The organism is Ruthenibacterium lactatiformans (genome assembly GCF_000949455.1).
Classification (GTDB): Bacteria; Bacillota; Clostridia; order Oscillospirales; family Ruminococcaceae; genus Ruthenibacterium; species Ruthenibacterium lactatiformans.
In genome coordinates this window covers 70136-95585 of sequence record NZ_JXXK01000015.1, presented here as the reverse complement: position 1 = coordinate 95585, position 25450 = coordinate 70136, and the positions used below count along the sequence as shown (strand labels likewise).

Here is a 25450-nt window from a genome sequence, read left to right as displayed (position 1 = left end):
AGACGCTGTGGCAACGAGCGGCACAAAAAGGATTGGGACTGCCATGGCAGATAGGAGGTGACAGTTTTGCCCAAAGCAATTGAACAACCGGAAATGATTGAACGGGAGTATGGCCAATATCGTGCTAAAATTTATTTTGCAAAGGACAATATACCGGACGCAGATGACAAGATATTGGATACTATCATGCAGAGCTATCGGCAGAGAATAGCGAGGGAAAGCTAAGAAGTATGCCAGACCATAAAGCAACGGTATAAAGAAATGAAGCCGTGAGATAAATCAATTCCAGATAAGATGGTAGGATGCTGTATTTTGTGAGTAGTTTTTGCAAATTACTGCATCCGGTATAGTTCTTACAATGTTGCGCTTGTATCAATTTCCAAAGCAGCGCAAAGGAACAGGAAAGATAGCGTTTATCGGTGGAAAAAGGATTTCTCTTGTAGTAAAATGGATTTAGTCGGAAAGGGTGAATTCCAATGGAGAACAATCAGTTGCAGCTTTTTGAAAACAAAGAAATCCGTACAGCATGGGACGGGGAACGAGAAGAATGGTACTTTTCTGTCGTTGATGTTGTTGCTGTCTTAACCAATCAGAATACACAACGTGGGGCGAGTAATTACTGGGCGAAGCTGAAGCAGCGCCTAAAAATGGAAGGGGCGGATCAACTGCTGACAAATTGTCAGCAGTTGAAAATGACTGCTACCGATGGAAAAAAGCGGTTAACCGATGTCGCCACAACAGAACAGCTTTTACGAATCATTCAGTCTATCCCTTCGCCCAAAGCAGAACCGTTTAAGTTATGGCTTGCAGAGGTAGGTCGGGAACGCATAGAAGAAACCATAGATCCCGAACTGACCATAGACCGTGCCCTTGACACATATTTGAAAAAAGGCTATTCCCGCGAGTGGATTAACCAGCGTCTGCAGGCAATCCAGGTGCGCAAGGAACTCACTGATGAGTGGCAGGACAGAGGTGTACAAAAAGGGGTTGAATTTGCGATACTTACCGACGAGATCACTCGTGCATGGTCGGGTATGACGACGCGGCAATACAAAAAGCTAAAAGGTCTAAAAAAGGAAAATCTGCGAGACAATATGACGACACTGGAAATTGTATTGAATATGCTTGCAGAGGCCACAACAACAGAACTGTCAAAGGTACACCAGCCGCAAGGCTTTGAAGAAAACCGTGAAATAGCAAAACGTGGCGGTAGTTATGCCGGGGAAACGCGAAAATCCATCGAAGCGGACACAGGACGGTCTATTATTACTTCCGAAAATGCGGTGCAATTAAATACAGTTGTAACAGATATGATCGAAGGTGTTGTCAACGCGGAGGATAAAGAAGGGGAAAACAAAAAGTAGGGAAAACACGGTGAAATAGAAATTGTATCAGCAAAGCCGGGCGCAAACAGCGTCCGGCTTTGCCTTTAATGTCAGAAAATCGAAGGTGAAGTGCTGCGGTTCATACAGCTTTTAAAGGCGTTTTTCTCCGTTTTGGTGATAGCTTTTCCTTATATAATAAGGTAATGTTGAGTAGGGAAACGGAGAACCGTTCCCAAAGAACCTTGAAAACAGAATAGCTGATCTGAATTGCAGGCGCTATCTGCAAGGAGGACAGAGCAGTGGATTATATCAATGAATATGGAGAAGTAATCAAGATACCAGTATCCGATGAAGTATGGCTGGATGATGCGTTTTTTGAAAGGGAGATGTCTAAGCTGCCGCTCGATGCGCCACGCGCGGGACTCGCCTACCGTGTTTCGACCAAAGGGCAGGTGGACCATGATGATATCCCAATGCAGAAAATCGAGTGCCGTAAATTTTGTGTACAGCATGGCTGGCGCGTTGTAGCTGAGAAATCAGAAAAGGGCGTGTCGGGTTCAAAGGTGTCGGCGCAGAAGCGGGATGCGATCCAATATTTTAAGTCGATTGCCGAAAATGGAGAAATCGATATTTTGCTGCTGTACATTTTTGACAGGCTGGGCCGTATCGAAAGTGAGACGCCCTTTGTGCTGGAATGGTTTGTAAAGCACGGCGTCCAAGTGTGGAGCACACGCGAGGGTGAGCAGCGCATTGAGAACCATACAGACAAACTGCTGAACTACATACGTTTTTGGCAGGCAGCGGGCGAATCGGAAAAGATAGCGGAACGCGTGTCAACGCGAATTCGGCAGCTTAATTCAAGCGGATACTATTCCGGCGGCACAGTGCCATACGGATACCGGGCTGTTTACAAAGGACGGACGAACAAGAAAGGCCTGCCGGTGAAAGATCTCGAAATTGAACCGGCAGAAGCTACGATCGTTCAAGAGTTGTTTGGAAAAACTGCGTATGAAGGGCAGAGCTCTTATATGCTGGCCGAGTTGTTGAATCGGCGAGGACTACGCACACACAGCGGTGCGAAATTTACCTCTAACCATATCCTGCGCATCATTCGGCACGAGGGCTATACAGGCTACATTATTACGCATAGTGTTCGTTCGCAGCACATTCCAGAACTGCAAATCGTTGATATAGAACTATTTAAAGAAGCTAACAAAATGGTGAGCCTGCGGTGCAATGCAAATGCAGAAGCCAGAAAGGTAGCTCAAAAGGCAGAAAACAATACGCTGCTGGCGGGCATTGTGTACTGTGCGCACTGTGGCGCCAGAATGTCGGGTTTTATGCATATGGATCGATACAAGCTGAAAAATGGAAAGGTCGTGGAAGCGCTTAAGCCTAAGTACAACTGCTTTCAGAGGGCGCAGCATCTCAGAAAATGCGATGGCCAGGCACTTTATCTGGCTGATCGGGTGGACGCCGTTGTACTAAATGTTGCCAGAGAATTATTTGGCAGCATTCAGCGCTCACCGCGCGACAGGATGATGGAGGAAAAGATTCGGCAGGAGTACAAAGAAAAGCAGAAGCAGAAACATACCCTTGAGAAAAAGCTGCAGGATTGTGAGCACGCGCTTGAACGGTATGAGAACGAAGTGCTGAAATGCCTGGAAGGGCGGAGCAGTTTTTCAGAGGAAATGCTGGCGCGCTTGATCGCAAAGGCAGAAAACGAACTGAAGATTGCCCGGCAGGAATACGCAGCGGCGGTTTTGGCAGTTGACAATGAAAAGGAAATTGCGAGAAAAATAAAGGAATGCTACAATCACTTTTGTGGGTGGGCGGAAGAATTTGAAATGGCCTCCCTCGCGCGCAAGCGTGTTATACTCAGCCAGCTGTTTGAAAGAGTGGAAGTCGGAAGGGGATACGAAGTAACTGTCCATGTAAACATGAGCTACCAGCAATTTGTAAACATGGGAGAGCCGAACGAAAAAATGAAGATTACACAAATAAGTGCCACAGACGAGGAAGTGGCATAGGGCAAAAGGCTGCTCACTGCTCTGAGGTAGAACGTTTATGGTGTGTGTAATAACAACTGTTGACATTTGTTGACAAGCATGATAGAATTTTACTCGCAACAAGAGGGATGACCTATTGGGAATGCCTATAAACTGGGTGCATGCAAAATGCTCCGGTTGGTAGAGCAGCTGACTCTTAATCAGCGGGCCCAGGGTTCGAGTCCCTGAAAGTGCACCATTATCAGCAAACTCGAACTTGCTCTTGTATGAGAGTGAGTTCGGGTTTATTTTTTTGTCTGGGCATAATTTTAAAGTAGAGCAAACAGGCCGCACAGGAGAGACATCTCCCGCGCGGCCTGTTTGCTCTCTATGGAATTTGAACGCATTCCGCAAACTGTTCGAAAGATATCTCCCCTACCTGGTATTTGACCATTGTCTTCTGCGCGGGTCACGCCATTTGTTGTAGGCCTCGCGCATTTTGGCGTTTCCCTGTGCGTAGGCGCAGTGCATCTGGTATTTGTTCCGCAGCTGCTGGTAGAGCTGCCGCATCTTATCCGCTTTCAGGTGGAAGATACGGAGGACCGTCTGCATCCAGTCTTGGATGGATACGCGCTCTTACTGGGCGGCGGTAAGAATCATGCTGCGGCGTGTCAACGATTCTTTCAGAAGTTCTGCGGAAGCGCCGCCGTGAGTAATCGGTGACGCGGCAGAACCAGACGCAGCAGCGGAGCTGGGGAGATGCAGTTGTGAGCAGATGGAATGAGCAGGCGCCGGGGACAGCCCGGCGGAAAGAAGACCGGACAGGTTAAAGGAAAACATTTTAATCATTGTTTCTTTTTTCCATTCCTGAAACGCCCGTTGTCCTTCTTCCGTTTCGTAAAACACCTGAAGTTTCGGAAGTAAGAACCTTGCAAACGGCTTCAAATCCTCCACCGGCACACCCTGCCGTGCCGTATTTTCTTTTCGCCTGTTACTTTCCCGTTCCGCCATGAAAACATCATACTGCATAGAGTAAACAGAAAAACGGCCGGGAGAGAGATTTCCCGGTCGTTCTATATGAATTCTGACTGAAAATAAAAATATTTGAATTAACCTGTCCCCAAATGGGGTAGTCGCTGGTTATAATGGGTGTAAGGGAAAGGCGGTGGCACTCGTTTGAAATTCGATAAAACGGCTCAACAACGTTTCACAGACTTATATAAGCGCTATTATAAGTTGATGTATCATGTCGCATTTGAGGTGCTACATAATCGAGTCACAACGGAAGATGTAGTGCATACATCCTGCGTGCGTGTTCTGGAGCATTTTTCGCAAGTGTCCGCAATTGACAGCCCCCAAACAAGAAACTTTGTTGCGATCATTACCAAACGCATTGCCCTTACAGAATGTTCGCGAATGAAACGTGAAGTGCCGGCAGACGTGCCGACAGAGTTGGAAAATTTTGATGATCTGCATGAAACGCCCGTTGTCGCTGTGGAACGGCGTGATGCGCAAACAGCGTTGCTGATGGAAATACGGCGATTAGGCGCTGAGGATCAAGATATTTTGATGTTAAAATACGACAACAAATTTACAGTCGTGCAGATTGCACAGGCGCTGAACATGGATGCACAAGTCGTAAAAAAACGGCTGCAGCGCATTCGGGCGCGCCTAAAATCTGCGCTTGAAGAGAAAGGGTATGACACAATATGAACGATGTTGTTTTTGAAAATCTACTTTGTGATGCTGCGGCTCAATTGAGGGAAGAACGTTTAGAAAAAATTAAACTACCACATAAAAATCGGCACATACTACGTGCTTTTGCGGTATGCGTATGTGCAGCAATATTGTCTTTAGCTGTTGTTTATGCTGTTCCATCGATGCGTGCTCAACTATTTTCACTGCTTCAAATCGAAGAAGAATCTGATTGGATACTTCGCTTCGAAAGTCAAACACAAACAGAGCCAATTACAACGCTGCCGGAATTTACGCCGAATTGGCTACCAGAAGACACCGTCCGTACAAAATTCAATTCGAGTGAAGGGCCGCTCTATGACACATACTCATATCGTCAATCCCAATATGGGGTGACTGTAAATTCTTTGGATATCGCAATATTCCCTGCACAGGATATCCAATTGTATCTCCCAAAAGAGGATTTCCCCTTGGAAATGGACGAAACAACGACAAGCATTCGCACATATTATTACCTTGACTTTGACAAAGGGAATGTTGATTCCAAGAGGATGAACAAAGTAATCTTTGAAGAAAATGGAATAGCCGTGATGATGGATAGTTCTTTCGAAGTGAAAGTTCTTCTGCAAATTGCTGATTCATTATGGAAATAAAAAAATTTTTGGAATTTTTGTCCCCTTTTGCCATATTGCTGGTTATTATAGTTGAGCAAAGGTTATCTTTGTTAAAAAATGAAGGAAGTGTTGTCATGAAACGGTTAGCTGCTCGCCTATTATCTCTGATGGGTGTATTTGTGCTGTGTTTGGGCGTAATGGGGAGTGCCATTGCGGCCAGTCCCGTCATCCTACAGGATACTACAGTGGGAACGCAGACGAGAACACTTTGCAATCATGCGTACCGTTACCTAGAAAGAACTGAGACACAATATGTCTATTCTGGAGCATTGAACAGAACATATAAATATATCATTGAATATTATCGCTGCGCAGATTGTGGATATACATATCCTGTAACCATTGATTGCGGATGGTTTTCTGGAGAAGTAGTAGGATGGTAAATCGCATGCAATCTCTGTTTTGAACAACTTAAAATGAAACAGCTTGGGGAAGTCAGACATCAGCGCGCGAAATGTCGGTACAATAGAAAAGTGTCAAACCATGAAGAAGGAGTTTAAGAATTATGAAGAAAAAGCTGTTCGCATTTGCATTTTGTATTATTATGGTAGTTGCAATAGCCGTGCCCGCATTTGCAGCGGAACCTCCGCAAAGGAGTGAAGGTGACACCACCGTGATTGATCTTACCTACGAAGAGTTTATCAAAAAACTGCAGAATTGAATGGAATTAGTGAGGAAGAAGCCGTACAGCTTTTTGAAGGAATTCGTAAAAATTCCCAAAGTGATGGTATAGCACCTTATGCTGATCTGGTCGATCATTATCAGGTGGTTTCAAAAACCTTTACTTATTCAAAAAATAGTACTTATAGTGCAACGTCCGAAGCAACATTGTGGCTTAGAGGAAAAGGCTCCTATTTTCAAATTCAAGGCGTAGTAGGAAGTGCCACAAGGATACAGACCGGAACATCCACCGCTTCTTGGGTGCAGTTGTACAATAACTACAACGCTTCATTCCCTTCTCTTTCTGTAGATTTTGTTGGAAGTGGACATTTTACTGAATCCAGAACGCATTCCGGAGGCGGCTCAGTAAATATTAACGGGTTTAATTTGACCGGCTCAACTGCATATACAGACACTTACTCCAGTGATACAATGAGCCTGATTTGGACATATAAGCTGTACGCTTAAGGAATAAAGGATGATTAATAAAAACATTATCTTTTGCTTGGAATATTTTTTATTGATATTTTTAGTAGGATGTACGGCGTTCAAAAATGTACCGGGTGAAGAATACCAATATGAGCAGCTTTCAGAAACGCCTGGAATTGACGCATACCAAGCAATTGAAACAATTTATTCTCCTGAAGATGCTGCACTTATGGAAGAAGACTTCTACGAAGAAGCTAAACTATGGAGGTATGCAGCCCAAAAGGAAGTGTTCGTCTGTAGAGGAAAAGAAAAAATAGAAGCGAATATAGTGTTGAAGCTTTGTGAGTACAAAGGATATTCGGCAATTTATGCGGTTATTGATTACGGTTTTGAAAATTCGGATGTTTGGGAGCAAACAAGTGAGGCATGGCTCAATATAAAAAACAGCCAAACGCCAGAAGCTTTGCCAGAGGCAACGCTCGGCGTGACCGTTACAGGAAAGGGGCTTCCCGATCCGATTTTGACCGTATGCTCCTTTTACCCTAACATATTTGATTTACAGTATCAAAAAGGAATATCCTTCGCTGAAGAAAAGTTTTCTTTTAAGTAACAAATCAGTTGCCATTCAAGTGCCGTTGCCGCACGAAATTGTAAAACTTCGTTCAGTGACGGCACTATTTTAGCTCAATATTTTATCGCAGGCACCTCCTGATTATAACTTTAAAATAGGTATATAAGGACACAGTGATTCCGGATGCGATTCCGGCTATCATTACACCGGAGGTTTTTGACCGAGTACAAAAACGCTGTGAACAGAACCAAAAAGCTCCGGCGCATACGAGAACGAATGTCAATTATATGCTGACAACAAAACTGTTTTGCAGAAACTGTGGCTCTATAATGGCAGGTGAAAGCGGAAAAGTCATACAGGCACATGGCACGATTATTATAAATGTGGGAACCGTAAACGCAATGGCCGCGCGGGATGCGATTTAAAATCAGTGCGAAAGGAACCTTTGGAACGTTTTGTAGTAAAGGCTGCGATAGAAAAGGCTCTCAATAAGGACACGATTGAACGTTTGACGCAAAAGCTTTTAGCTTATCAAAGCAGAGAAAATACACGTTTGCCGGTACTGCCGGCCGCGCTGAAAGATGTTAATAAACCAATCGAAAATATCGTATCTGCAATCGAACAGGGAATCATTATACCAGCTACCAAACAGCGGTTGGACGATTGGGAGGAGCAGCGTAAGGCGCTGGAAACAAACATCCTGCAGGAGCAGATTGCAAAGCCGCTTCTTACAAGGGAGCAGATTCTGTTCCGGTTTGAGCGGTTTCGGCAGGGCGACCCGAGTGTCTCGGCATATCAGCGAAATATCATAGATTGTTTTGTAAACTCGGTATATATTTTTGATGACCGATTCGTTGTCAATTTCAATTACAGAGATGGGGATAAACTGGTATCTCTGCAAGAGGTAAAAAGTTCGTCCTTAGCTGAATATGGTGCACCACACAGCCACCGTTCATGTAAAAATGAACGGTACTTTTTTATATCCAAAAATATTTAACCGCCCGCAGTTCAGATCAGATGGCCCGCTGCTTTTTTCGAAACAGCATTGGGCCTTTTGTTTTGCTGGGAAGGGTCATGTACAATAAAAAAACTATACAGAAGGGAGGAAGCAGATTGGATAAACGGATGTATCTTTCCATTGACTTAAAGTCGTTTTACGCATCTGTGGAATGCCTGGAACATGGACTTGACCCCATGACGACAAACCTTGTGGTAGCGGACGCTGGCTGCACGGAAAAGACAATCTGCCTTGCCATCTCTCCCTCCTTGAAGTCTTGCGGCATACCGGGCCGGGCACGGCTGTTCAAGGTGAAACAGGCAGGCCAACGCGCAGCGGCAGCGATTTAGGGACAGTTCCGTGTCAGCTATGGAACTGCAGGAGAATCCAAAGTTCTCGATGTTCCTTTCGGGCGCATGGACAGCCCTATATCTCGCGGTGCTGGGCACAATGTTTGGCTGCTTGATCGGATTCGGCGTGGGAATCGTGTATACAGTGCCGAACCCGTTAGAGAGCAAGCGATTAAAGTGTGTGGGTATTGGCGGCGCGAAGATTATCGTGGGTGCGGTTCTTGTCTTAGGATTAGGTGAAAGTCACGACTCTGGCGCAACATACAAATGTTGTTGCTTTTGAAGAAATATGGACAGGACGGGAGGCAGGAAGAGAAAAAGTGTGTCTATACAACGTTTCTTTTTTGTGATAAAATAAAGGTAAAAATCTAATGTACGTCAATAAGGCTTTGTCAGTAACAAATCAAGATGACAGTAAGATGGAATAACCGATAGAAATGTTCGGTCGCAAGAGGAGAGAACCATGCAGTTATCACTCGACAATATCTATATTTCCGCCAGACTGCAGAAAAAGCTGGACAGAATACCGATGTATCCGCTGACCACAGTAGTAGCACCTGCAGGATATGGGAAAACAACGGCTGTGCGATGGTTTCGCGAAGGTCTTTCAAAAGAATGCATGGTGCTGAGACTGAATGTGTTGGGCGGAGGGCTGAATGAATTTTGGCGTGATTTTGCCGAATTGATCGGCAGGGAAGCGGGAGCTTCATTTTCTGAAACTCTGTTGAAAATGGGGCCGCCACTGGACACTACGACACAGCGAGAATTCCTGCGCAAGATACACGAGCTTGCGCCCGCAAGGGAAACCTACCTTTTTGTCGATGATTACCACCTTGTGGAGGGCGAAATGATGACCGGCTTTGTGCTGTTCATTAGCCGTAATCTGCCGAAGCATATTCATGTGGTGCTCATATCCCGTATCGCGGTTTTGAGCATCAGAGACAGATTGCTGCTCTCAGGGCGCGTCAATGAGATCGAGGAGGGTGATTTGCGGTTTGATGCGCAGGATATCGGTAATTACTTTGCGCAATGCGGGTATCCAATCTCTTCAGAGGACATCTCTCATCTCATATATATTAGTGAGGGCTGGGCGGCGGCACTGTACCTAAATCTTGTTTCCTATGCGGATACGGGGAAATTCTCGGACTTTGGGGATATCCACACCATGATGGGGACGATTTTGTTCGAGCCATTGCCGCCCGATGAAAAAGAGCTGTTGACGGTAATGTCAATGATGTTGGTGTTTAGTGCTTCACAGGCTGAATGGATCAGCGGCCGCGCGGACGCAGAAATACTGCTGAGGCGGCTCGCGCGGAGTAATGGTTTCATTACCTATATCTCGCAGGACGGTACCTACAAACTGCATCATCTGATGCAGGAAAGCGTACAACAAGCCTTTGCTCGCCTGCCGGAGGAGCAACAGGCGAAATATCTGTCCCGCGCGGGTATGTGGCAACTGGAGCACGGATATGCTGCTTCAGCAGCGCGGCTGTTCTACAAAGCACGGGATTTTCACGGGCTGATGCGTGCAGTGGAGTGTGGCCAAGGCGCTGACCTTTCGGCAGAACACAAAAACGAGATGCTGGCTTGGTTCAGAGAATGCCCCCGCGCCGTGTGCAATGCATATCCGGTGGCCATGCTGGTATATGCGCGGCGCCTGTTTACTTTCAATATGCGCGCCGAGTGCACTGCCACGCTCGATGGCCTTTTACAGAGCTTAAATACCAATACTACACTGTCAGAGGCTGAAAAAAACAATCTGCTGGGCGAAGTGGAGATCGTCAAAAGCTTTCTTGATTTCAATAATATCAAAGCGATGAGCGCCCATCACCGTCGGGCCTGTGTACTGATGGATCGCCCGACTACCGCGGTTTCGCCCACAGCGGTATGGGGCTATGGTTCGCCCAGCGTGCTTATATCCTATTACCGTCTGCCGGGTACACTGGATAGGGAAGTAGCGGTGATGAAGGAGTCCATGCCGTTTTGGTATCGCCTCAATCCCAATCAAGGCAGCGGTGCGGAACATGTGATGGAGGGAGAAGCCTTTTTGATGCGCGGCAGCTTTGTGGACGCGGAGATTTGCCAGTACCGCGCACTACATGACGCAGAGCGTGACGGTCAACTGTGCATGGTGCTGGCTGCCCATTTTTTGCGGCTGCGCGCAGAGGTGCTTCAGGGAGAATTCAGCGGGGTAGAGCCTACGCTTCGTACTTTGCGTGACAAGGTGCTGGCACAGCAAGAGTATGTGTTGCTGCATTCGATAGACATGTGCGAGGCATGGTTGTATGCACTTTTGGGACAGCCGCATTCAGCGGCGGACTGGCTGGACGAGGGGCGGCTGGAGGATACGCGTCTTCTGTTCCCCAGTGTGCCTTTTCTGAACACTGTTTACGGACAACTTCTTCTTGCACAGGGACAATTTACCCGGCTTATCGCCCGAGAGGAGAACGAGCGGCGGCTTTATCGTGTGTACCCAATGCTTCTGTGCGAGATATACTTGGATATTCAGCTTGCCGGTGCGCTGGAGCGGGTGGGTAAACACCGCGCGGCAATCATTCACTTGTCTCAAGCGTTAAATGTTGCGATGCCGGACAGGCTTTACCTCCCGTTTGTGGAAAATCAAGAGTATATTGCCGCACTTTTGTGCGAGCTGAAAAGCGGGCCGTGGGAAAAAGAAATCGGCACTATTCTGGAGCAATGTGCGCAATGGCGCGCGGCCAATTTGCAAATCCAACACACAGCGTTTGGTCAAGCGCCTTCCTTCGGGCTTACAGAAAAGGAGCGCTCTATTGCGCGTCTTGCCGCCGAAGGGCACACAAATAAGGAAATTGCTGCGCAAATGTTCCTCTCTGAAAGTCGTGTGAAGGCGTGCCTTGGCAGTGCATTTCAAAAAATGGGAATCACGGAAAAGCGAAACAAGCGCAGTGCTTTGAAACACTTGCTGGGGTGAAAAGCAGAAGAAAAGAGCGCGATGTCCGGCAACCTGCAGACGGCACTGCCATTCGGGAAAAGATATGGTGAGCGTTATTTAGAAGGCATACATCCTCGCGTTTTTTGTGTGGGGCTAGAATGGTTTCCGCCATCGGATGAAGGAAGACAGCTGTGCAAGTCGGTGCTATTTTAAAACAATACCTGTGCGATACCAGCGCAATACCATTGGGCTCTACACGTTGTTGGTCATCAAGTTTATAATAAAAATAACGGTGAAAACAGTATTTTTTACCGAAAAATTTGGAGACCATGGAGGAAAGACATGAAAAAGAAAATCGTCTGGCTACTTTGTAGCGCGCTGTTGCTGACGATACTTTCTGCATGCGGTGGCAATGACGATGCACCAAAAGGCAGAGGAAACAATGTACCAACATCTGTAAGCAGTGCTGTAACGGCTCCGGTGCGATCTACAACACTTGCGGTGACTGTTGCAAACGTTTCGGGCTACAATTTCCAAGAGCTGTATGTTTCGCCCACCGGTACAAACAACTGGGGTGAGGACCATTTGGGAAGCACCAGCATTTTGAAAAATAACGGCTCTTACGACATTACCCTTGCCCGGTATGATTTCGAAAACTACGATGTGCTGATCATCGACGAAGACGGCGACGAATACGAGTTTAAGTATGTGCCCCTTGTCGACGGCTGCGAGATGCAGATCGGCTTCGATGAAAACGGTGTCCCGGGTGTGGTTGTCGTAGGCGCAGACGGCACGGAGAACTATGTGTCCGGCACCTTGAATGGTAGCAGTGGAGCGACTGGAGGCGGCGAAACAGTTGTCGTTCAGGAACAGCAACAGACTGTGACCGGAACTGGATATGACACGAACGGTCAATTTGTATTCGAGGTATACAATAATTCTGCTTATGACATTTATGCGCTGTATATTGGCGTCATCAATGCCAGCAGCGATCATGACATCGATGTACTGCCTCAAATTCTTCCAGCTAACAGCAGCACCACTATTGTGGGCCAGGCTACAATGGGAGACTGGTCGCAGACAGAGTGGACGCTGTATGTTGAGGATGTAGACGGCGATACCAGCGCTTCCTTTGATTCCTTCAACCCCTGGACAGTGAGCTATGTGGACATCTACTGGCAGGGTGATTCCTATGTGTGCGATTTTACCTATTGATTTCCGTCTGAACATTCCCACTTGTGCAAGAGCTGCTCCGGCTTTTGATGAATTGCTTGGGCCATAGGGCGTAATTTGTAGCATGCCTTATTTACAGGGAATCAATACGTGGGTATCGATAGATCCCTAAAAAGTACAAATCAACATCCCTCGAAATACCGAGGGGTGTTTTTCTTGTATCCCAAAACCACACGTCTATTCTGGCGGAAAGCGCCAATATCGCTTTTTTCACGCCGTATAGTCAGGATTTTACGCAGAATGCTCCCGGAATTGATTGCTCGGCTTGTTTTTTATGCTTGGATACACTACAATGGATAAAAAGGATGGGCCATTTTTCACAAACCGGCCCCGGCAAGGAGGCATGTATATGCCGTTTTCTGAAGAAAATGTGCTGGATTTTGTAAAATGGCTCGAAAAGTCGTATTTTGTAGAACGGGCTCTGGGAAGGATTGAAAAGCTTCTGGCACCGGAATTTATGATGGTGGGAACCGGACGGCGGGAGGTCTGCTATGACATGCCGCAGATGAGGTTCCTGCTGCAGCAGGAGCAAAGTGGATTTCATGATACGTTTCTGGTGCTAAGTGCCCATTACAGCGTCCGAACGCTCACACCGGAGGTGTTTTCCGTGTGCGGTGAGCTTGTCGTGCGCGAAAACAATGAATCCTGTGAAATGCTGGATCTTCCTGTCCGCGTTACGATCATTTTGCGCGCGGAGCAGAGATGTCTGCTGCTTTCGCAGCTGCATTTGTCGCTGCCCAGTCCCGACCAGGATGACGCGGAATTTTTTCCGCGGCTGTTGGTGGGGGAGAACATCTCCACACTGCGCAGGCTTGCAGACGAGCGCTCCGCAGAGCTGCGGGAGCGCAACCGTGACCTCGATGCTCTGATGAACAATATCCCCGGCGGCGTCATGTGCTGCGACGCCACGGACGAACTGAACCTTCTGCAGTTCAGCGACGGACTTCTGTCAATGTTGGGTTATACACGCGAGGAGCTGAGGACTGTTTTCCATAACCGATTCTCCGAGATGATTTACGAGCCGGATATTGCACCTACATGGGAGGCTGTGCATGCGCAGCTGGAAAAAGGCAATACGAAGCTCATTGAGTACCGGATGGCCCGCAAGGATGGTGGTTTGATTTGGGTGCAAGACAGAGGCCAGCTCATGCGCCGGGAGGATGGGCGAGAGGTATTCTACTGCATTCTGTTGGATATTACTGAAACAAAAAAGGCGCAGGAGGATCTGCGCCTTTCGCTGGAACGCCACCAAATCATTATGGATCAGACCAACGACATTATTTTTGAGTGGCAGGTCAAACAGGATACACTGACTTTCTCGCCCAACTGGGAAAAGAAATTTGGCTATGAGCCGGTGCGGGAAAATGTTCATGCGCGCCTGCTGGACAACCCGCATCTGCATCCTGATGATGCACCACTGCTGCGGCGCAAGCTGTCGGATATTCTGGAAAGAGAACCCTATCAGGAGGCGGAACTTCGCATTCAGAAGCGGGACGGGGGCTATTTGTGGTGCCGTGTGCGTGCGACGCTGCAGAAAGACCGCGCGGGTGAACCGGCCAAAGCGGTGGGCGTGATTTTGGACATCGACGCGGAAAAGCGGGAGGCCCAGCGCATGCGGGAGCGTGCAGAGCGCGACACCTTGACGGGGCTGTATAACAAAGGGACCATGGAAGCCAAGGCAGACCACGCGTTGGGTGCACTGATGCCCGGGGAAAACGCCGTGCTTTTGATGATCGACATTGACAATTTCAAGCAGGTAAATGATTTTTACGGGCATCTGAGCGGTGACGTGATGTTGACGGAGGCCGCACGTATGCTGCAGGATATGTTCCGCGCAAGCGATATTCTGGGACGCATCGGCGGGGACGAATTCACCGTACTGCTGCGTGGTTCCGGGGCGCAGGCCATAGCGGGCCGCAAGGCGCAGGAGGTGTTGGACGCTTTTGCGCGGCTCCTGCCGGCACAGGGCGGCGGGCCAGTTTTTTCCTGCAGTGTTGGCATCGCTCAAGCGCCGCAGGATGGTACCGATTATCTCACGCTTTATAAGAAGGCAGACGCGGCGTTGTACCGAGCCAAAATGCAGGGGAAAAATACCTATGCGTTTTATACCCAGTTGCCGTTGGAAGGGCTGGGAGCGCCTACACAGAGCACCGTGGGACAGACGATTGATTCCGAGCTGGGCACAGGCGTGATGCGCAGCTCGCTGGCGGAGTATGTATTTCACATTCTCTACCAGTCCGACGATGTGGAGAAAGCGATTCCCAGCGTGCTGGAGATCGTAGGGCGGCATGTAGGTGTGAGCCGCGTTTATATTTTTGAAGATTCCGAGGACGGAACATACTGCGATAACACCTTTGAATGGTGCAACGACGGCATTGTGCCGCAGATAGACCAGCTTCAGCATATGCTGGAGGGCGAACTGGCGGATTATTATAAGAATTTTAACGAGGACGGTATTTTTTACTGCCGCGACATCCATGCACTGCCCCCGAATCAGGTGCAGGTTCTGGAGGCGCAAGGCATCAAGTCCATGCTGCAGTGTGTGATCCGCGACGACGGCAAGCCTAGGGGCTACATCGGCTTTGATGAATGCCGGGAAAGCCGATTCTGGACGCAGGAGCAGACGGACCTGCTGTGCATTGTAGCGGAAATCGTGAGCGTATACCTGCTGAAGGCGCGGGCACGCACAAGGCTCACCCATGCGCTGCAGGGCGCGCAGGCGATTTTGGACTCGCAGGACGCATGGCTGTATGTCATCCGAAAAGGAACGTATGAGCTGCTTTACGCCAATAAAAAAACAATGCAGGATGTACCCGGCGCAATGCCCGGCGAGCCTTGTTACCGTGTGTTTTACCGGGCGGACAAGCCGTGCGTGCATTGCCCGCTGGTAAAGCTGGCCCCCGAAGGCCCGGACCGCGTCACCGCGAGACTGTACAGCGAGGTTCTGGACATGGAAGTAACGGCTGTGGGCATGGAAATCCCCTGGGCGGGCGGAGAGGATGCCTATCTGATGGCCTGTGAAAAAGTAAAAACTCAGAAGAAAAAGTGAACTAAAAAACAGAAAAGGTGCCCGGCTGCGGAAAAATAAGCGGCCGGGAATTTTTGCCGGTATTTTTTCACCTGAAAAGTAAAAAACACTTGCATTTTTTGCTGGGATGGTGTATATTAAATAAGCAGTTTTCGTTCCTCTTTAGCTCAGCCGGTAGAGCATGCGGCTGTTAACCGCAGGGTCGTTGGTTCGAGTCCAACAAGGGGAGCCAAAAGCGCCTAACTGAGAATTCAGTTGGGCGCTTTTTTTTTCGAAAAGCGGAGCGAATGTTCATCGGCATTCCAAACGGCCGCCTTTTCTGCGGTATTGGCAGTAAGGCAAAAGGCGAAAGATTTCGCTGACAGAAAAAGCGGGCAAAAAACTGCCAAAAAAGCCAAAAAACACATAGCCGGGAAAAATTGGAAAGAGTATGATCGATACAGAAGAAAAAACAGGAAAGAGGCATTGACATTTCAGCAAAAGCATGTAGAATTTAGATACACAAAAGAATCAGACTGGTCATGGTTGCACGAAAGTGCATGAAAAGGGAATCCGGTGAAAATCCGGGACAGCTCACTCTACTGTAAGGGCTACGAAACGCGGCAAAGTCACTGGGAAACCGGGAAGACACGCGGAATAGGCATGAAGCTCTAAGTCAGGAGACCTGCCATGAACAGAAACAATCTGTCGGTGGGGATAAGATTGGTGTGTTTCGTATTGTCGGATACGATTCATATAAAAGGCGGCCCACATTCGTGGGCCGCCTTTGTTTGTTTGGAAAAACAAACGGAAATATACGAAAAAGGAGGGATGGAATGAAAAAGATCGTAATGCTCAACTGCTTGAGGGCAAACTCCGTCTGCACAGGAGCGGCATGTCTTCAGGCTTTCAACGCCAAAACAAAAACCTTTGCGCGCTATGGGGCCGAGCCGCTGGAGCTGGTTGCGTTTTTTCGCTGCAACGGGTGCGATGCACCACAGGACGACGCAGGAATGGAGGAAAAGATCGAGCGGCTTTTACAGCTTCGGCCTGACGCTGCCCATATGGGCGTATGTACCCGGCGCAAAGCAGACGGCACACGCTGTCCCACGATTCAGAAAGTAGCGGACCGGCTTGCTGCAGAGGGTGTCGTTCTGGTGGACGGTACACATTGACGAGCGCGGCGGGGGACTCCACCGTCTGTGCAGAACAGAAGAAAGGAATGAAATAAGCATGAAAAAAATACTGGCAATCGTACTATCCCTGACTTTGGCACTCAGCCTGGCTGCCTGTACGGGGAGCAGGGCGTCCTCGTCTGCCCCGGCTCCCTCCGCAGCGCCGTCGGCCAGTGCCGTCCGGCCTGTAAGCACGGCGTCTGCGAACAGCGAATATTATTATCCCGTGACATTGGAGGTGTACAACAATGCGCGCGAACTTGTGCCGTATACATTTGAGCAATGTCCTGAGCGGACGCTGGTCTATGGAAAAAACAATGTGGAGATCATGCTGGCGCTGGGGCTGGAAGACAAGATTCTGATGACGGCAGACTGCAGCAGCGTTCTGCCGGAGTATGAGGAAGCTTTCGCGGAGCTGGACCGTGTGAAAAACCATCAGGATGTTGGATATTTTGTGAAGGAATACGCCCTCAGTTTGGAGCCGGATATGGTCATCGGATGGTATTCCTTGTTCAACATTGAAGATCGCATGGGTGACGTTGGCTTTTGGCACGAACGCGGCATCGGCACTTATACCAGCATCAACAGCGTGTTGAAGGATGACCAGTCTCTTCAAAATGAATATGCGGATATCCGCAACATTGCAGCGATCTACAACAAGCAGGAAAAGGCAGAGGAGATCATTGCCGAGATAGAGGCGGATGTCGCCAAAGGAAAGCAGGCGGCTGCCGGCAGCGAGCCGCAGAGGATTTTGATCGCGGAAAAGTATGAGGGCGAATATGACATCTACCATGCAAAAAGCTGTGCGGGCGACATTGCCGCGCAGCTGGGGGCAGAGCCCTTGGGCGAAAAAGGCTGGACAGATGAACAGATCGTTGAAGCCAACCCGGAGGCGATCTTCTCCGTGCATGTGAGCTCTGTGACAGACGAGGAGGCCGTGAACCTGTTTCTGGACAATCCCGCACTGGCCAGCGTGGATGCCGTCAAGAACGGGCGTGTATATCCTGTGGAATACGGCCTGGCCTATACGCCCGGTGTCCGCACGGGCCTGACGGTGAAGATGTTCCTGAAAGACCTGTACGGAATCGGGGAATGAAAGCGCCAGGCCGAGCTGCGGAAACAGACGCACCCGGTACCAGCGTCCGGGTGCGTCTGCTTTAAGAAAGCCGGGGAGGAATCGAATCACAAAGGAATTGAAGGCATGAAACAGAAAATGAATTTGAAGAGCGGCATGTTCAACGGGCTGCCGGCTTATGCCTGCGCGCTTCTGCTGCTGGCCGCAGGCTTGGTCCTTTCCGTGCTGTACGCGGTCACAGTCGGCTCCGCGGAGCTATCGGTGGGGGAGGTTTACCGGGTGATCCTGTACGAGCTGTTCCGCTGGGGAGACCCGGAGCAGCTCGACAGCGGAGCGGTACACGATATTGTATGGCTGATCCGCCTGCCGCGCGTTGTATTGGCTGTTTTGGTCGGAATGGGTCTGTCCGTGGTGGGGGCAGTGATGCAGGCCATCGTCAAAAATCCGCTGGCGGATCCGTATGTGCTGGGTATTTCCTCCGGCGCATCGCTGGGCGCTACACTTACGCTCCTGCTGGGCGCAGGACTTTTCGGTGCGGCCGGAGTGGGACTCGGGGCGTTCATCGGTGCGCTGGCGGCCGCATTTTCCGTAATCACCATTGCCGGCATCGGGGGGCGCATCACTTCGGTAAAGCTGATTTTGGCCGGCGTTGCACTGAGCTCGCTCTGCTCTGCTTTTTCGAACCTGATCGTGTACGTCGCGGATGACCCGAGCCGGTTTATGACGGTGCAGTTCTGGCTGATGGGAAGCCTGGCCGGCGCACAGTGGAGCGGTAATTTTCGTATTCTGTGCGTCGTGGTGCCCTGCACGCTTTTCTTTATTTCCCAGGCGCGGATACTGAACCTGATGCTCATGGGGGATGACACGGCGGTCACGCTGGGGACGGACCTGCAGCCGTACCGGCGGGTATATCTGGTCATTGCTTCGCTGATGGTGGGATTTGTCGTGCACGTGTCGGGCGTGATCGGGTTTGTGGGGCTGATCATCCCGCATACGGTCCGCGGGATATTCGGCGTGGACCATAAAAAGCTGCTGCCGCTTTCCGCGCTGACAGGCAGCGTGTTCCTTGTATGGGCGGATGTGGCGGCGCGCACGATTCTGCCGCGCACGGAGGTTCCCATCGGAATTTTGATCTCTGTTGTGGGCGCACCCTTTTTTATTTTTCTTATGGTTCGGAAAAATTACAGCTTTGGAGGAAGAGCATGAGCTTTATCACGGCCGAAGGCGTTTCATTTTCATGGGGACAGGCAAGAATCCTGCAAGAGGTCTCCCTGTGTGCGGGAAAGGGAAAATTTGTCGGCGTCATCGGCCCCAACGGAAGCGGCAAAAGCACGCTTCTGAAATGCATCTACCGGGTGCTGCACCAGGACGCAGGCTGCATTTTTCTGGATGGAAAGGAAAATACAAAAATGGGCTATAAGGAAACGGCGCGTTTCCTGGGCGTTGTGGCGCAGCACAACATCTATGATTTCGATTTTTCCGTCCGGGATATCGTGTTGATGGGCCGGTCCCCGCACAAAAAAACAATGGAGCAGGACAACGCGGAGGACCGCCGCATCGCCCGGGAGGCACTGGCGCGGGTGGGATTGAGCGGCTTCGAGGAGAGGACGTTTGCGGAATTGTCCGGCGGCGAGCAGCAGCGGGTGATCCTTGCGCGGGCATTGGCGCAGCAGACCCGGGCTTTGATCCTGGACGAGCCGACCAACCATCTTGACGTCAAATACCAGCTGCAGCTTTTGAATACGGTAAAGTCACTTGACCTGACGGTGGTGGCGGCTTTTCACGATCTCAATCTGGCGGGGCTGTACTGTGATGAGATATACGTTTTGAAGGATGGACGGGTGCGGGCCGCAGGCGCTCCATGGGAGGTGCTTACAGCGCCGCTGATCGAGGAGGTCTACGGCGTACATGCGGATATCCTTCCTGGAAAAGACGGCAACCCCCGTATAATTTATTACGCAGGCTGACAGTGTGCCGCGTCCGGCCGTTGGAGAAACCGGAAAACGGGATTCCCGTGCTCTGGGCATTTTGCCGCGGCGCGGCAAAAAAAGGCGCGCACCGCAAAGAAAGCAAAAATAAAACGTCAAATATTGAAGCGGATATCAATTTTTGCAGATGGAAAATTTGAGGACGGCGGTGTAAAATACAACAAATGGACGGCCTGGCTGGTGCAAAGCGGCCGCGTTGCTTCAAGATGCAGCGGCGCGGGACGCTCGGAGCGGGCGGACACCGTTGACAGGGGGAGTTGTGTTTGGCGCGTTCTCACGATATGACGAGCGGTTCCATCTGGCGCAGCCTGCTGGGATTCTCCATACCGATCATGATCTCGAATCTGGTGCAGTCTACCTACAACGCGGTGGACATGCTGTTTGTCGGCCGGTTTACCGGCACGGAAAGCCTGGCTGCGGTTTCTGTGTGCGGGCCGATCATGAACGTGATGATCATTACTCTGTCGGGCATGTCGGCGGGGGTGCTGGTGGTCATCAGCGGCCTGCTGGGTGCGGGCGATATAAAGCAGGCGCAGGATGCGGCCCACACCAGCGTGGCGCTGTATGCGTTGATGGCTGCTGTTATGACCGTACTGGGGCTTTTGTTTGTGCCGCAGATATTGCGGCTTGTGCAGACTCCGGCCGCCGCGATGCCGGAGGCAAAGCGGTACCTGTATACGGTGTTTGCGGGAACCGTGTTCACCTTTGGATATAACCTGATCGGCGCGCTGCAGCGCGGGCTGGGCAATGCGGCGGCATCCATGTCTTTCGTGATCATTTCCTCGGCGGCGAATATTGCGCTGGACGCGGTGTTCATTGTATGGTTGGGCATGGGCGCCTTCGGCGCGGCGCTGGGCACCGTGCTTTCTCAGGTGGCGGCATTCGTCATCGGCACCGTACAGTTCGCAAGGGGCGGAGCGGCGCTGCGCCTTTCGGCAAGGGCAGTGCGCTTCCATAAAAAGCATTTGAAAAATATCCTGCTGTTCGGCGTGCCCACGGCGCTCAACGAGGTCATGGTCAACCTGGCCATGCTCACCGTCAGCGGCGTGGCCAACAGCTTCGGGCTGGCCTCCAGCGCCGCCTATGGAGTGGGCTCGCGGATCAACAGCCTTGCCATTTTTACGGACGGAGCCATGAACCAGACCATGTCGGCTTACGCCTCCCAGAACATAGGAGCCGGCCGGCAGAAGCGGGCGCTGGAAGGGTTGTGGAAAGCAATCATCCTTTCGGCAGGAGCCGCTCTGGGGACATCGCTCCTGGTGCTTGGGTTTGCCTCCGAGTTTTCCGCCTGTTTTGATTCCGACCCTGCGGTCATTGAGCAGTCCGCAGCATTTTTGCGCGTTACGGTGTGGTCTTACCCGCTGTTTGCCACGGTCGGCCCGCTCATCGGGTTCATCCGCGGCACGGGAAATGTGGAGGCGAGCCTTTTGGTGGGGGTCGTCGCGCAGTTGTGCTGCCGCGTTCCGGCGTCGTTCCTGTTCTCCCGGTGGATGGGGTTCCCGGGCGTCGGGGTGGCTGTTCTGGTGGGGCCGCTGGTCAGCGTTTCCATTTATCTTTGGTATATCCTCACGCGCCGCTGGCACAGAGGGCTGGCGCGTGTTGCAAGGCTGTGAGGCGCGTGGAACGCCGCAGCGGAAAAAATGAAAGCCCGGGCCCAGACAGACCGACGAAAAAGGCAAAGAAGCAAAAGAAGCGTCCGGGGAAAAAGCTGGCGGTGGCAAAGCCATGCATCTTTGCGCAGCAAAGTGCAAGCCACGCGGCGAATGCCGCCAAAAGGGGTGGAGCCCCTTTTTTCATTTAAAATAACCCCGCGCCGTGCGCGGCGAACGGGGCCGCAGGCCCTGTTCGTAGGTAGCTTGGCGCAAAAGCGCAGCTTTTTCGACAAGCTGAGCCCGGCGCTTTCCCAGAAACGGGAAAGCGCCGGGCTTTTGCCGTTATTTCTGCATGGCGCGGTATTGAGTGGGCGTAACGCCTTCATATTTTTTGAATTTGCGGGAAAAATTCGCCTCGTCGGTGTAGCCAACGCGCTCCACAATGGCCTTAACGGGCAAAGCGGTGGCAGCCAGCAGGCGCTTGCTCTCCTCAAAGCGCTTACGGTCGATGTACTGCATCAGGGAAATACCTGTCTTTTCCTTAAAACAACGGGTGAGATAAGAGGGAGAAAAACGCAGGCTCTCGGCAATGGAGGAAAGCGAAAGCGCGGGCGAGGCATAATTTTCCTCCACATAGTCATAAATCGTGCCCAGCAGGCCGCCGCTCAGCTGCGCCGAGCGCTGCTCGTACAGGGTATCGGCCAGCAGGATACAGAATTTGTACAGGTCCTGCTGGAGCACTTCCGTGCTCTCGTAACAGTTTTCATACAGCAGGTCCAACATGTTTACCAGCATGGTCTGCTTGTTTTCGGCGCATTCCGGAATCAGCTTGTTCAGGCGTGAAAGCATGTCAAAATAGGCGAGTTTGTAGGAGGGAAGGGTGGCGGCCCGGGTGATATCGGCAAAGAAGCGCCCCACTCCGCGGGAGATGTCCGGGTAGCTGCACGCCTTGACTGCTTGAAGAATATCGTCCGCGCCCGTATAAGAGAGACGCGTGCGCTGGTTGCGGATGTCGGCCACAAATTCCGGCGTAATGGTGGAATTGGCGTGGAAGAGGCGGTACCGGCAGTTGGCGCTCGCCTCCCGGAAGGCATGGGGCAGATCTCCGGCCGCATAGACCGCGCTGCTGATGCCGCAGGAGAGCGACAGCCCGCAGCTGCGGCACAGCGCTTCGCGGATGGCGTCCAGAATGCAGGCGCAGTCTGCGTCCGGCCCGAAGGCAGCGACCGCCGCGATCCCCTGCCCGTTTTGCAGGTCCACCGCCGCGCCGAAGCCGTCCTGCGCCCCGCACATCGCGGCAAATTCCTGCCGCAAAGCGGATTTGATGCTCCATTGCTGCTTGGGGAGATACGTCTCCACAAAATGAATGGTATCGTCAAAGCGGAACACCAGGACGCGCAGGCCGAAGCGGCTCCAGCGGGAAAGCAGCGTACTGTATTTCTGTACGACGGTTTCGGAAAAGTCCCGCCCGCCAAGCACGCCCAGCAGATACAGCAGGTACTGGGATTCCTCCAGTTGGCTGTGGCTCTCCATAGCGGCTGTCAGAGAAGTCTGCTGCTCCACGAGGTCTTCAAAAATATGAGAGAGCCGGGCAATCTCATCCGGTTCCTCCGCGGGCGTCACGCCGCCCAGCTGGGAGGCGCGCTGTACCAATACGGAAAACGGGCGGGCGGTATTTTGTGCCAGCACATAAGAAAGGCGGAGGCCCGACACCGTGACGAAAGCTGCCAGCAGCACAAGGCTGAGAACAGCTGTGAGCGTAGGCTGATAATATTGCCAGAAATCCAGGGCCTGCACCACCTGGATACCGTAATTCTCCAGCTCGTGGCGAAATACGGCCTTGCCGGAAAGGCTTTCAGGCCCGACTGCGGCAGCACGGGCGGCGGTGATATCGTTGCCGTAAGTGGGGCCAAAGTACAAAAGCAGGTTTTCTTCGCTGTCGAATACATAAATGTCGCTGTTTCCGGCCGCTGTGGCGCGCAGCCCGCGTGTAAAGGAGGTATAGTCCAGCCGCAGCAGCAGTCTGCCGGGAGAGAACACATACGAGGAGGGGATGGGCATCACATACAAAAGGCTTCTGGTATTGCCTGAGAGTTGGGGCACGAAATGGGCATGATCCGCGGCATACACCACTTCCATAAGCTGGTTTTCCGTGAGGCTGCCGCTCAGTTCGTCGCGGCAGTAATCGGCGTAGCTGAACCGCCCGGCGCTGGAATAGATGACGCCGTTGATTTGCGGGTACAGCGAATCTACGTAAACGATGCTGAGGGAGGAGAGAGAGTTGACGGAGGGCGCCAGCATTTCCAGCTCCCAGACGATATTGTGGGGCAGGTCTCTGTTATTATAAAGGTTATAAGCCATGAGCTGGGAATCATTCTGGACGACGATGCCCAACTGTTCGGCACTGGCGATGAAATCCCCGATTTGCTGGCTGGCCTGGCTCAGGGCCATCGTCTGCAGGCTGGCCTGCCGCTGCTGTGTGCGGACAATGGAAAAAACATTGAAAACAGAGAACATCAGAATGATGACCATTACAGCGGTTACATTGAATTTCATCAGCGGACGAAAGAGCCCGGGCAGCTTTTCTTTCATACTCATCACCTCCAATTGTAGAATTTTGCTGTTTTTTCTTCTGTTGTAAAAATATTATAGGAATATTTAACAATAAAAACAAGAATTAAGGGTGTATCTGGGCAAATATTGCGGCGGATGTCAATTTTTGCACATGGCAAAATCGTGTTTTGAGTTGTACTATGAACACAAATCCAAAGGACGGACGGTGAAAAAAATGGTTAAAATGCTGCAGGGCGGCCGGACGGCCGCACCGGCACGGACACGCGCCGAAAAGCGGGCGCGCGGCAGGCAGCGGCGCAGGCGGGTGCTCACAAAGCTCAACCAAAGCAAGAGCCTTTACTTGTTTTTGATCCCTGCGATCGTCTATTTCATTATTTTTTGTTATCTGCCGATGTACGGCGTGCAGATCGCCTTCAAGTACTACTCGCCCCGGCTGGGCATCTGGGGCAGCACGTGGACGGGAATGGAGAACCTGAACCGTTTCTTTGATTCCTATTATTTCTGGAGGCTGCTGCGAAATACGGTAGGGTTGAGCCTGTATAACCTTATAGTGGCGTTCCCGTTCCCGATTTTGCTGGCGCTGGTATTCAACGAGGTGAAAAGCCCAAAGCTGAAAAAAGCCGTGCAGACCATTTCTTACGCGCCGCATTTTATTTCTGTGGTGGTCCTTGTAGGCATCCTGAACCTGTTCTTCAACCAGGGCAACGGCCTGATCAACGTGTTCCTCGACAAAATGGGTTTTGAGAAGTTCGGGTTTCTCACAAGCTCGGCGGCGTTCCCGTCCATGTATGTATGGTCGGGCGTGTGGCAGAACGCGGGCTGGAACTCCATCATTTATATTGCGGCGCTGGCCGCCATCGACCCGCAGCTGCATGAGGCGGCACAGATCGACGGCGCGTCCCGCCTCCAGCGTATTCTGCACATCAACCTGCCGGGTATCCTGCCTACGGCCATCATCATGTTCATCCTGGATGTGGGCCAGGTAATGAATATGGGCTTTGAAAAAGTATTCCTGATGCAGAACGCCCAGAATACTGAAACGTCGCAGGTGATATCCACCTTTGTATATGAAGCGGGCCTCATCAACAGCGATTACGGGTTTTCCACGGCCATCGGGCTGTTCAACAACATTATCAACATTGTTTTGCTGCTGACAGTCAATAAGATCGCAAAAAAAATCAGCGATACGAGCCTGTTCTAATGGTG

The 25450-nt window shown here is 51.0% G+C and carries 20 protein-coding genes, 1 tRNA gene, 1 pseudogene and 1 riboswitch; of the genes and pseudogenes, 20 read left to right on the top strand and 2 right to left on the bottom strand.

What is annotated here, in order from left to right:
* Positions 1 to 66: 66 nt before the first annotated feature.
* From TQ39_RS20890 to TQ39_RS11390, 3 genes are all read left to right on the top strand, one after another.
* Positions 67 to 225 (top strand): hypothetical protein, encoded by a 159-nt coding sequence (locus TQ39_RS20890; protein WP_156146285.1) that lies wholly within the window; start codon positions 67 to 69, stop codon positions 223 to 225.
* Between the two features lie 251 nt (positions 226 to 476).
* Positions 477 to 1364, top strand: coding sequence for a BRO family protein (locus TQ39_RS11395; protein ID WP_050005602.1), 888 nt, complete (start codon positions 477 to 479; stop codon positions 1362 to 1364).
* Positions 1365 to 1624: 260 nt separating this feature from the next.
* Positions 1625 to 3355 carry a recombinase family protein gene (locus TQ39_RS11390; RefSeq protein ID WP_050005601.1) on the top strand — a complete coding sequence of 577 codons (1731 nt, stop codon included), beginning with the start codon at positions 1625 to 1627 and terminating at the stop codon, positions 3353 to 3355.
* A 594-nt stretch (positions 3356 to 3949) separates the two neighbouring features.
* Here the strand turns inward: TQ39_RS11390 and TQ39_RS11380 are convergent.
* Entirely contained in the window at positions 3950 to 4324 is a 375-nt protein-coding gene (locus TQ39_RS11380; protein ID WP_156146283.1) for a hypothetical protein, read from the bottom strand.
* A gap of 165 nt (positions 4325 to 4489) precedes the next feature.
* On the opposite strand from TQ39_RS11380, the gene TQ39_RS20305 reads away from it, so the two are divergent.
* The 16 genes and pseudogenes from TQ39_RS20305 to TQ39_RS11310 all read left to right on the top strand — a co-directional run bounded on the left by TQ39_RS20305 (position 4490) and on the right by TQ39_RS11310 (position 21691).
* Positions 4490 to 5026 carry an RNA polymerase sigma factor gene (locus tag TQ39_RS20305; RefSeq protein ID WP_082052224.1) on the top strand — a complete coding sequence of 179 codons (537 nt, stop codon included), beginning with the start codon at positions 4490 to 4492 and terminating at the stop codon, positions 5024 to 5026.
* The gene (locus tag TQ39_RS11370) at positions 5023 to 5661 is read left to right on the top strand and encodes a hypothetical protein (protein ID WP_050005598.1); all 639 of its coding nucleotides are present in this window, start codon (positions 5023 to 5025) and stop codon (positions 5659 to 5661) included. Before TQ39_RS20305 ends, TQ39_RS11370 begins: the two co-directional genes overlap by 4 nt.
* A 526-nt stretch (positions 5662 to 6187) precedes the next feature.
* Entirely contained in the window at positions 6188 to 6343 is a 156-nt protein-coding gene (locus tag TQ39_RS20885) for a hypothetical protein (protein WP_009326235.1), read from the top strand.
* Positions 6340 to 6810, top strand: a complete 471-nt coding sequence (locus tag TQ39_RS20880; protein ID WP_133304213.1) for a hypothetical protein — start codon at positions 6340 to 6342, stop codon at positions 6808 to 6810. Before TQ39_RS20885 ends, TQ39_RS20880 begins: the two co-directional genes overlap by 4 nt.
* 10 nt (positions 6811 to 6820) lie before the next feature.
* On the top strand, positions 6821 to 7381 hold the full coding sequence (locus tag TQ39_RS11365; protein WP_050005597.1) for a hypothetical protein: 561 nt from the start codon (positions 6821 to 6823) through the stop codon (positions 7379 to 7381).
* Between the two features lie 406 nt (positions 7382 to 7787).
* On the top strand, positions 7788 to 8339 hold the full coding sequence (locus tag TQ39_RS11360; protein WP_050005596.1) for a hypothetical protein: 552 nt from the start codon (positions 7788 to 7790) through the stop codon (positions 8337 to 8339).
* A 128-nt stretch (positions 8340 to 8467) separates the two neighbouring features.
* A pseudogene (locus TQ39_RS11355) lies at positions 8468 to 8659 on the top strand (ImpB/MucB/SamB domain protein); the annotation flags it as partial.
* 493 nt (positions 8660 to 9152) lie between these two features.
* A complete protein-coding gene (locus TQ39_RS11350; protein WP_055081589.1) occupies positions 9153 to 11639 on the top strand; it encodes a winged helix-turn-helix domain-containing protein in 2487 nt (828 codons plus the stop codon).
* Between the two features lie 462 nt (positions 11640 to 12101).
* A complete protein-coding gene (locus TQ39_RS11345; RefSeq protein ID WP_133304446.1) occupies positions 12102 to 12815 on the top strand; it encodes a hypothetical protein in 714 nt (237 codons plus the stop codon).
* 367 nt (positions 12816 to 13182) lie between these two features.
* Complete coding sequence (locus tag TQ39_RS11340) at positions 13183 to 15882, top strand: sensor domain-containing diguanylate cyclase (protein ID WP_050005593.1); 2700 nt, start codon at positions 13183 to 13185, stop codon at positions 15880 to 15882.
* 135 nt (positions 15883 to 16017) lie between these two features.
* Positions 16018 to 16093 (top strand) — tRNA-Asn (locus TQ39_RS11335).
* A 273-nt stretch (positions 16094 to 16366) separates the two neighbouring features.
* A riboswitch (cobalamin riboswitch) is annotated at positions 16367 to 16547 on the top strand.
* A gap of 129 nt (positions 16548 to 16676) precedes the next feature.
* Positions 16677 to 17015 (top strand): CGGC domain-containing protein, encoded by a 339-nt coding sequence (locus TQ39_RS11330; protein ID WP_050005592.1) that lies wholly within the window; start codon positions 16677 to 16679, stop codon positions 17013 to 17015.
* Between the two features lie 58 nt (positions 17016 to 17073).
* Positions 17074 to 18111, top strand: a complete 1038-nt coding sequence (locus TQ39_RS11325; protein ID WP_050005591.1) for an ABC transporter substrate-binding protein — start codon at positions 17074 to 17076, stop codon at positions 18109 to 18111.
* Between the two features lie 105 nt (positions 18112 to 18216).
* Entirely contained in the window at positions 18217 to 19296 is a 1080-nt protein-coding gene (locus TQ39_RS11320) for a FecCD family ABC transporter permease (protein ID WP_082052222.1), read from the top strand.
* Entirely contained in the window at positions 19293 to 20057 is a 765-nt protein-coding gene (locus tag TQ39_RS11315; protein WP_050005590.1) for an ABC transporter ATP-binding protein, read from the top strand. The genes TQ39_RS11320 and TQ39_RS11315 overlap by 4 nt, the downstream gene beginning before the upstream one ends.
* A gap of 284 nt (positions 20058 to 20341) precedes the next feature.
* A complete protein-coding gene (locus TQ39_RS11310; protein WP_050005589.1) occupies positions 20342 to 21691 on the top strand; it encodes an MATE family efflux transporter in 1350 nt (449 codons plus the stop codon).
* Positions 21692 to 22012: 321 nt separating this feature from the next.
* On the opposite strand, the gene TQ39_RS11300 is transcribed toward TQ39_RS11310, so the two are convergent.
* Complete coding sequence (locus tag TQ39_RS11300) at positions 22013 to 24262, bottom strand: helix-turn-helix domain-containing protein (protein ID WP_050005588.1); 2250 nt, start codon at positions 24260 to 24262, stop codon at positions 22013 to 22015.
* 196 nt (positions 24263 to 24458) lie between these two features.
* Here TQ39_RS11300 and TQ39_RS11295 point away from each other — a divergent pair, with 196 nt between their 5' ends.
* Positions 24459 to 25445, top strand: coding sequence for an ABC transporter permease (locus TQ39_RS11295; RefSeq protein WP_009326220.1), 987 nt, complete (start codon positions 24459 to 24461; stop codon positions 25443 to 25445).
* The last annotated feature ends 5 nt before the right edge of the window (positions 25446 to 25450 follow it).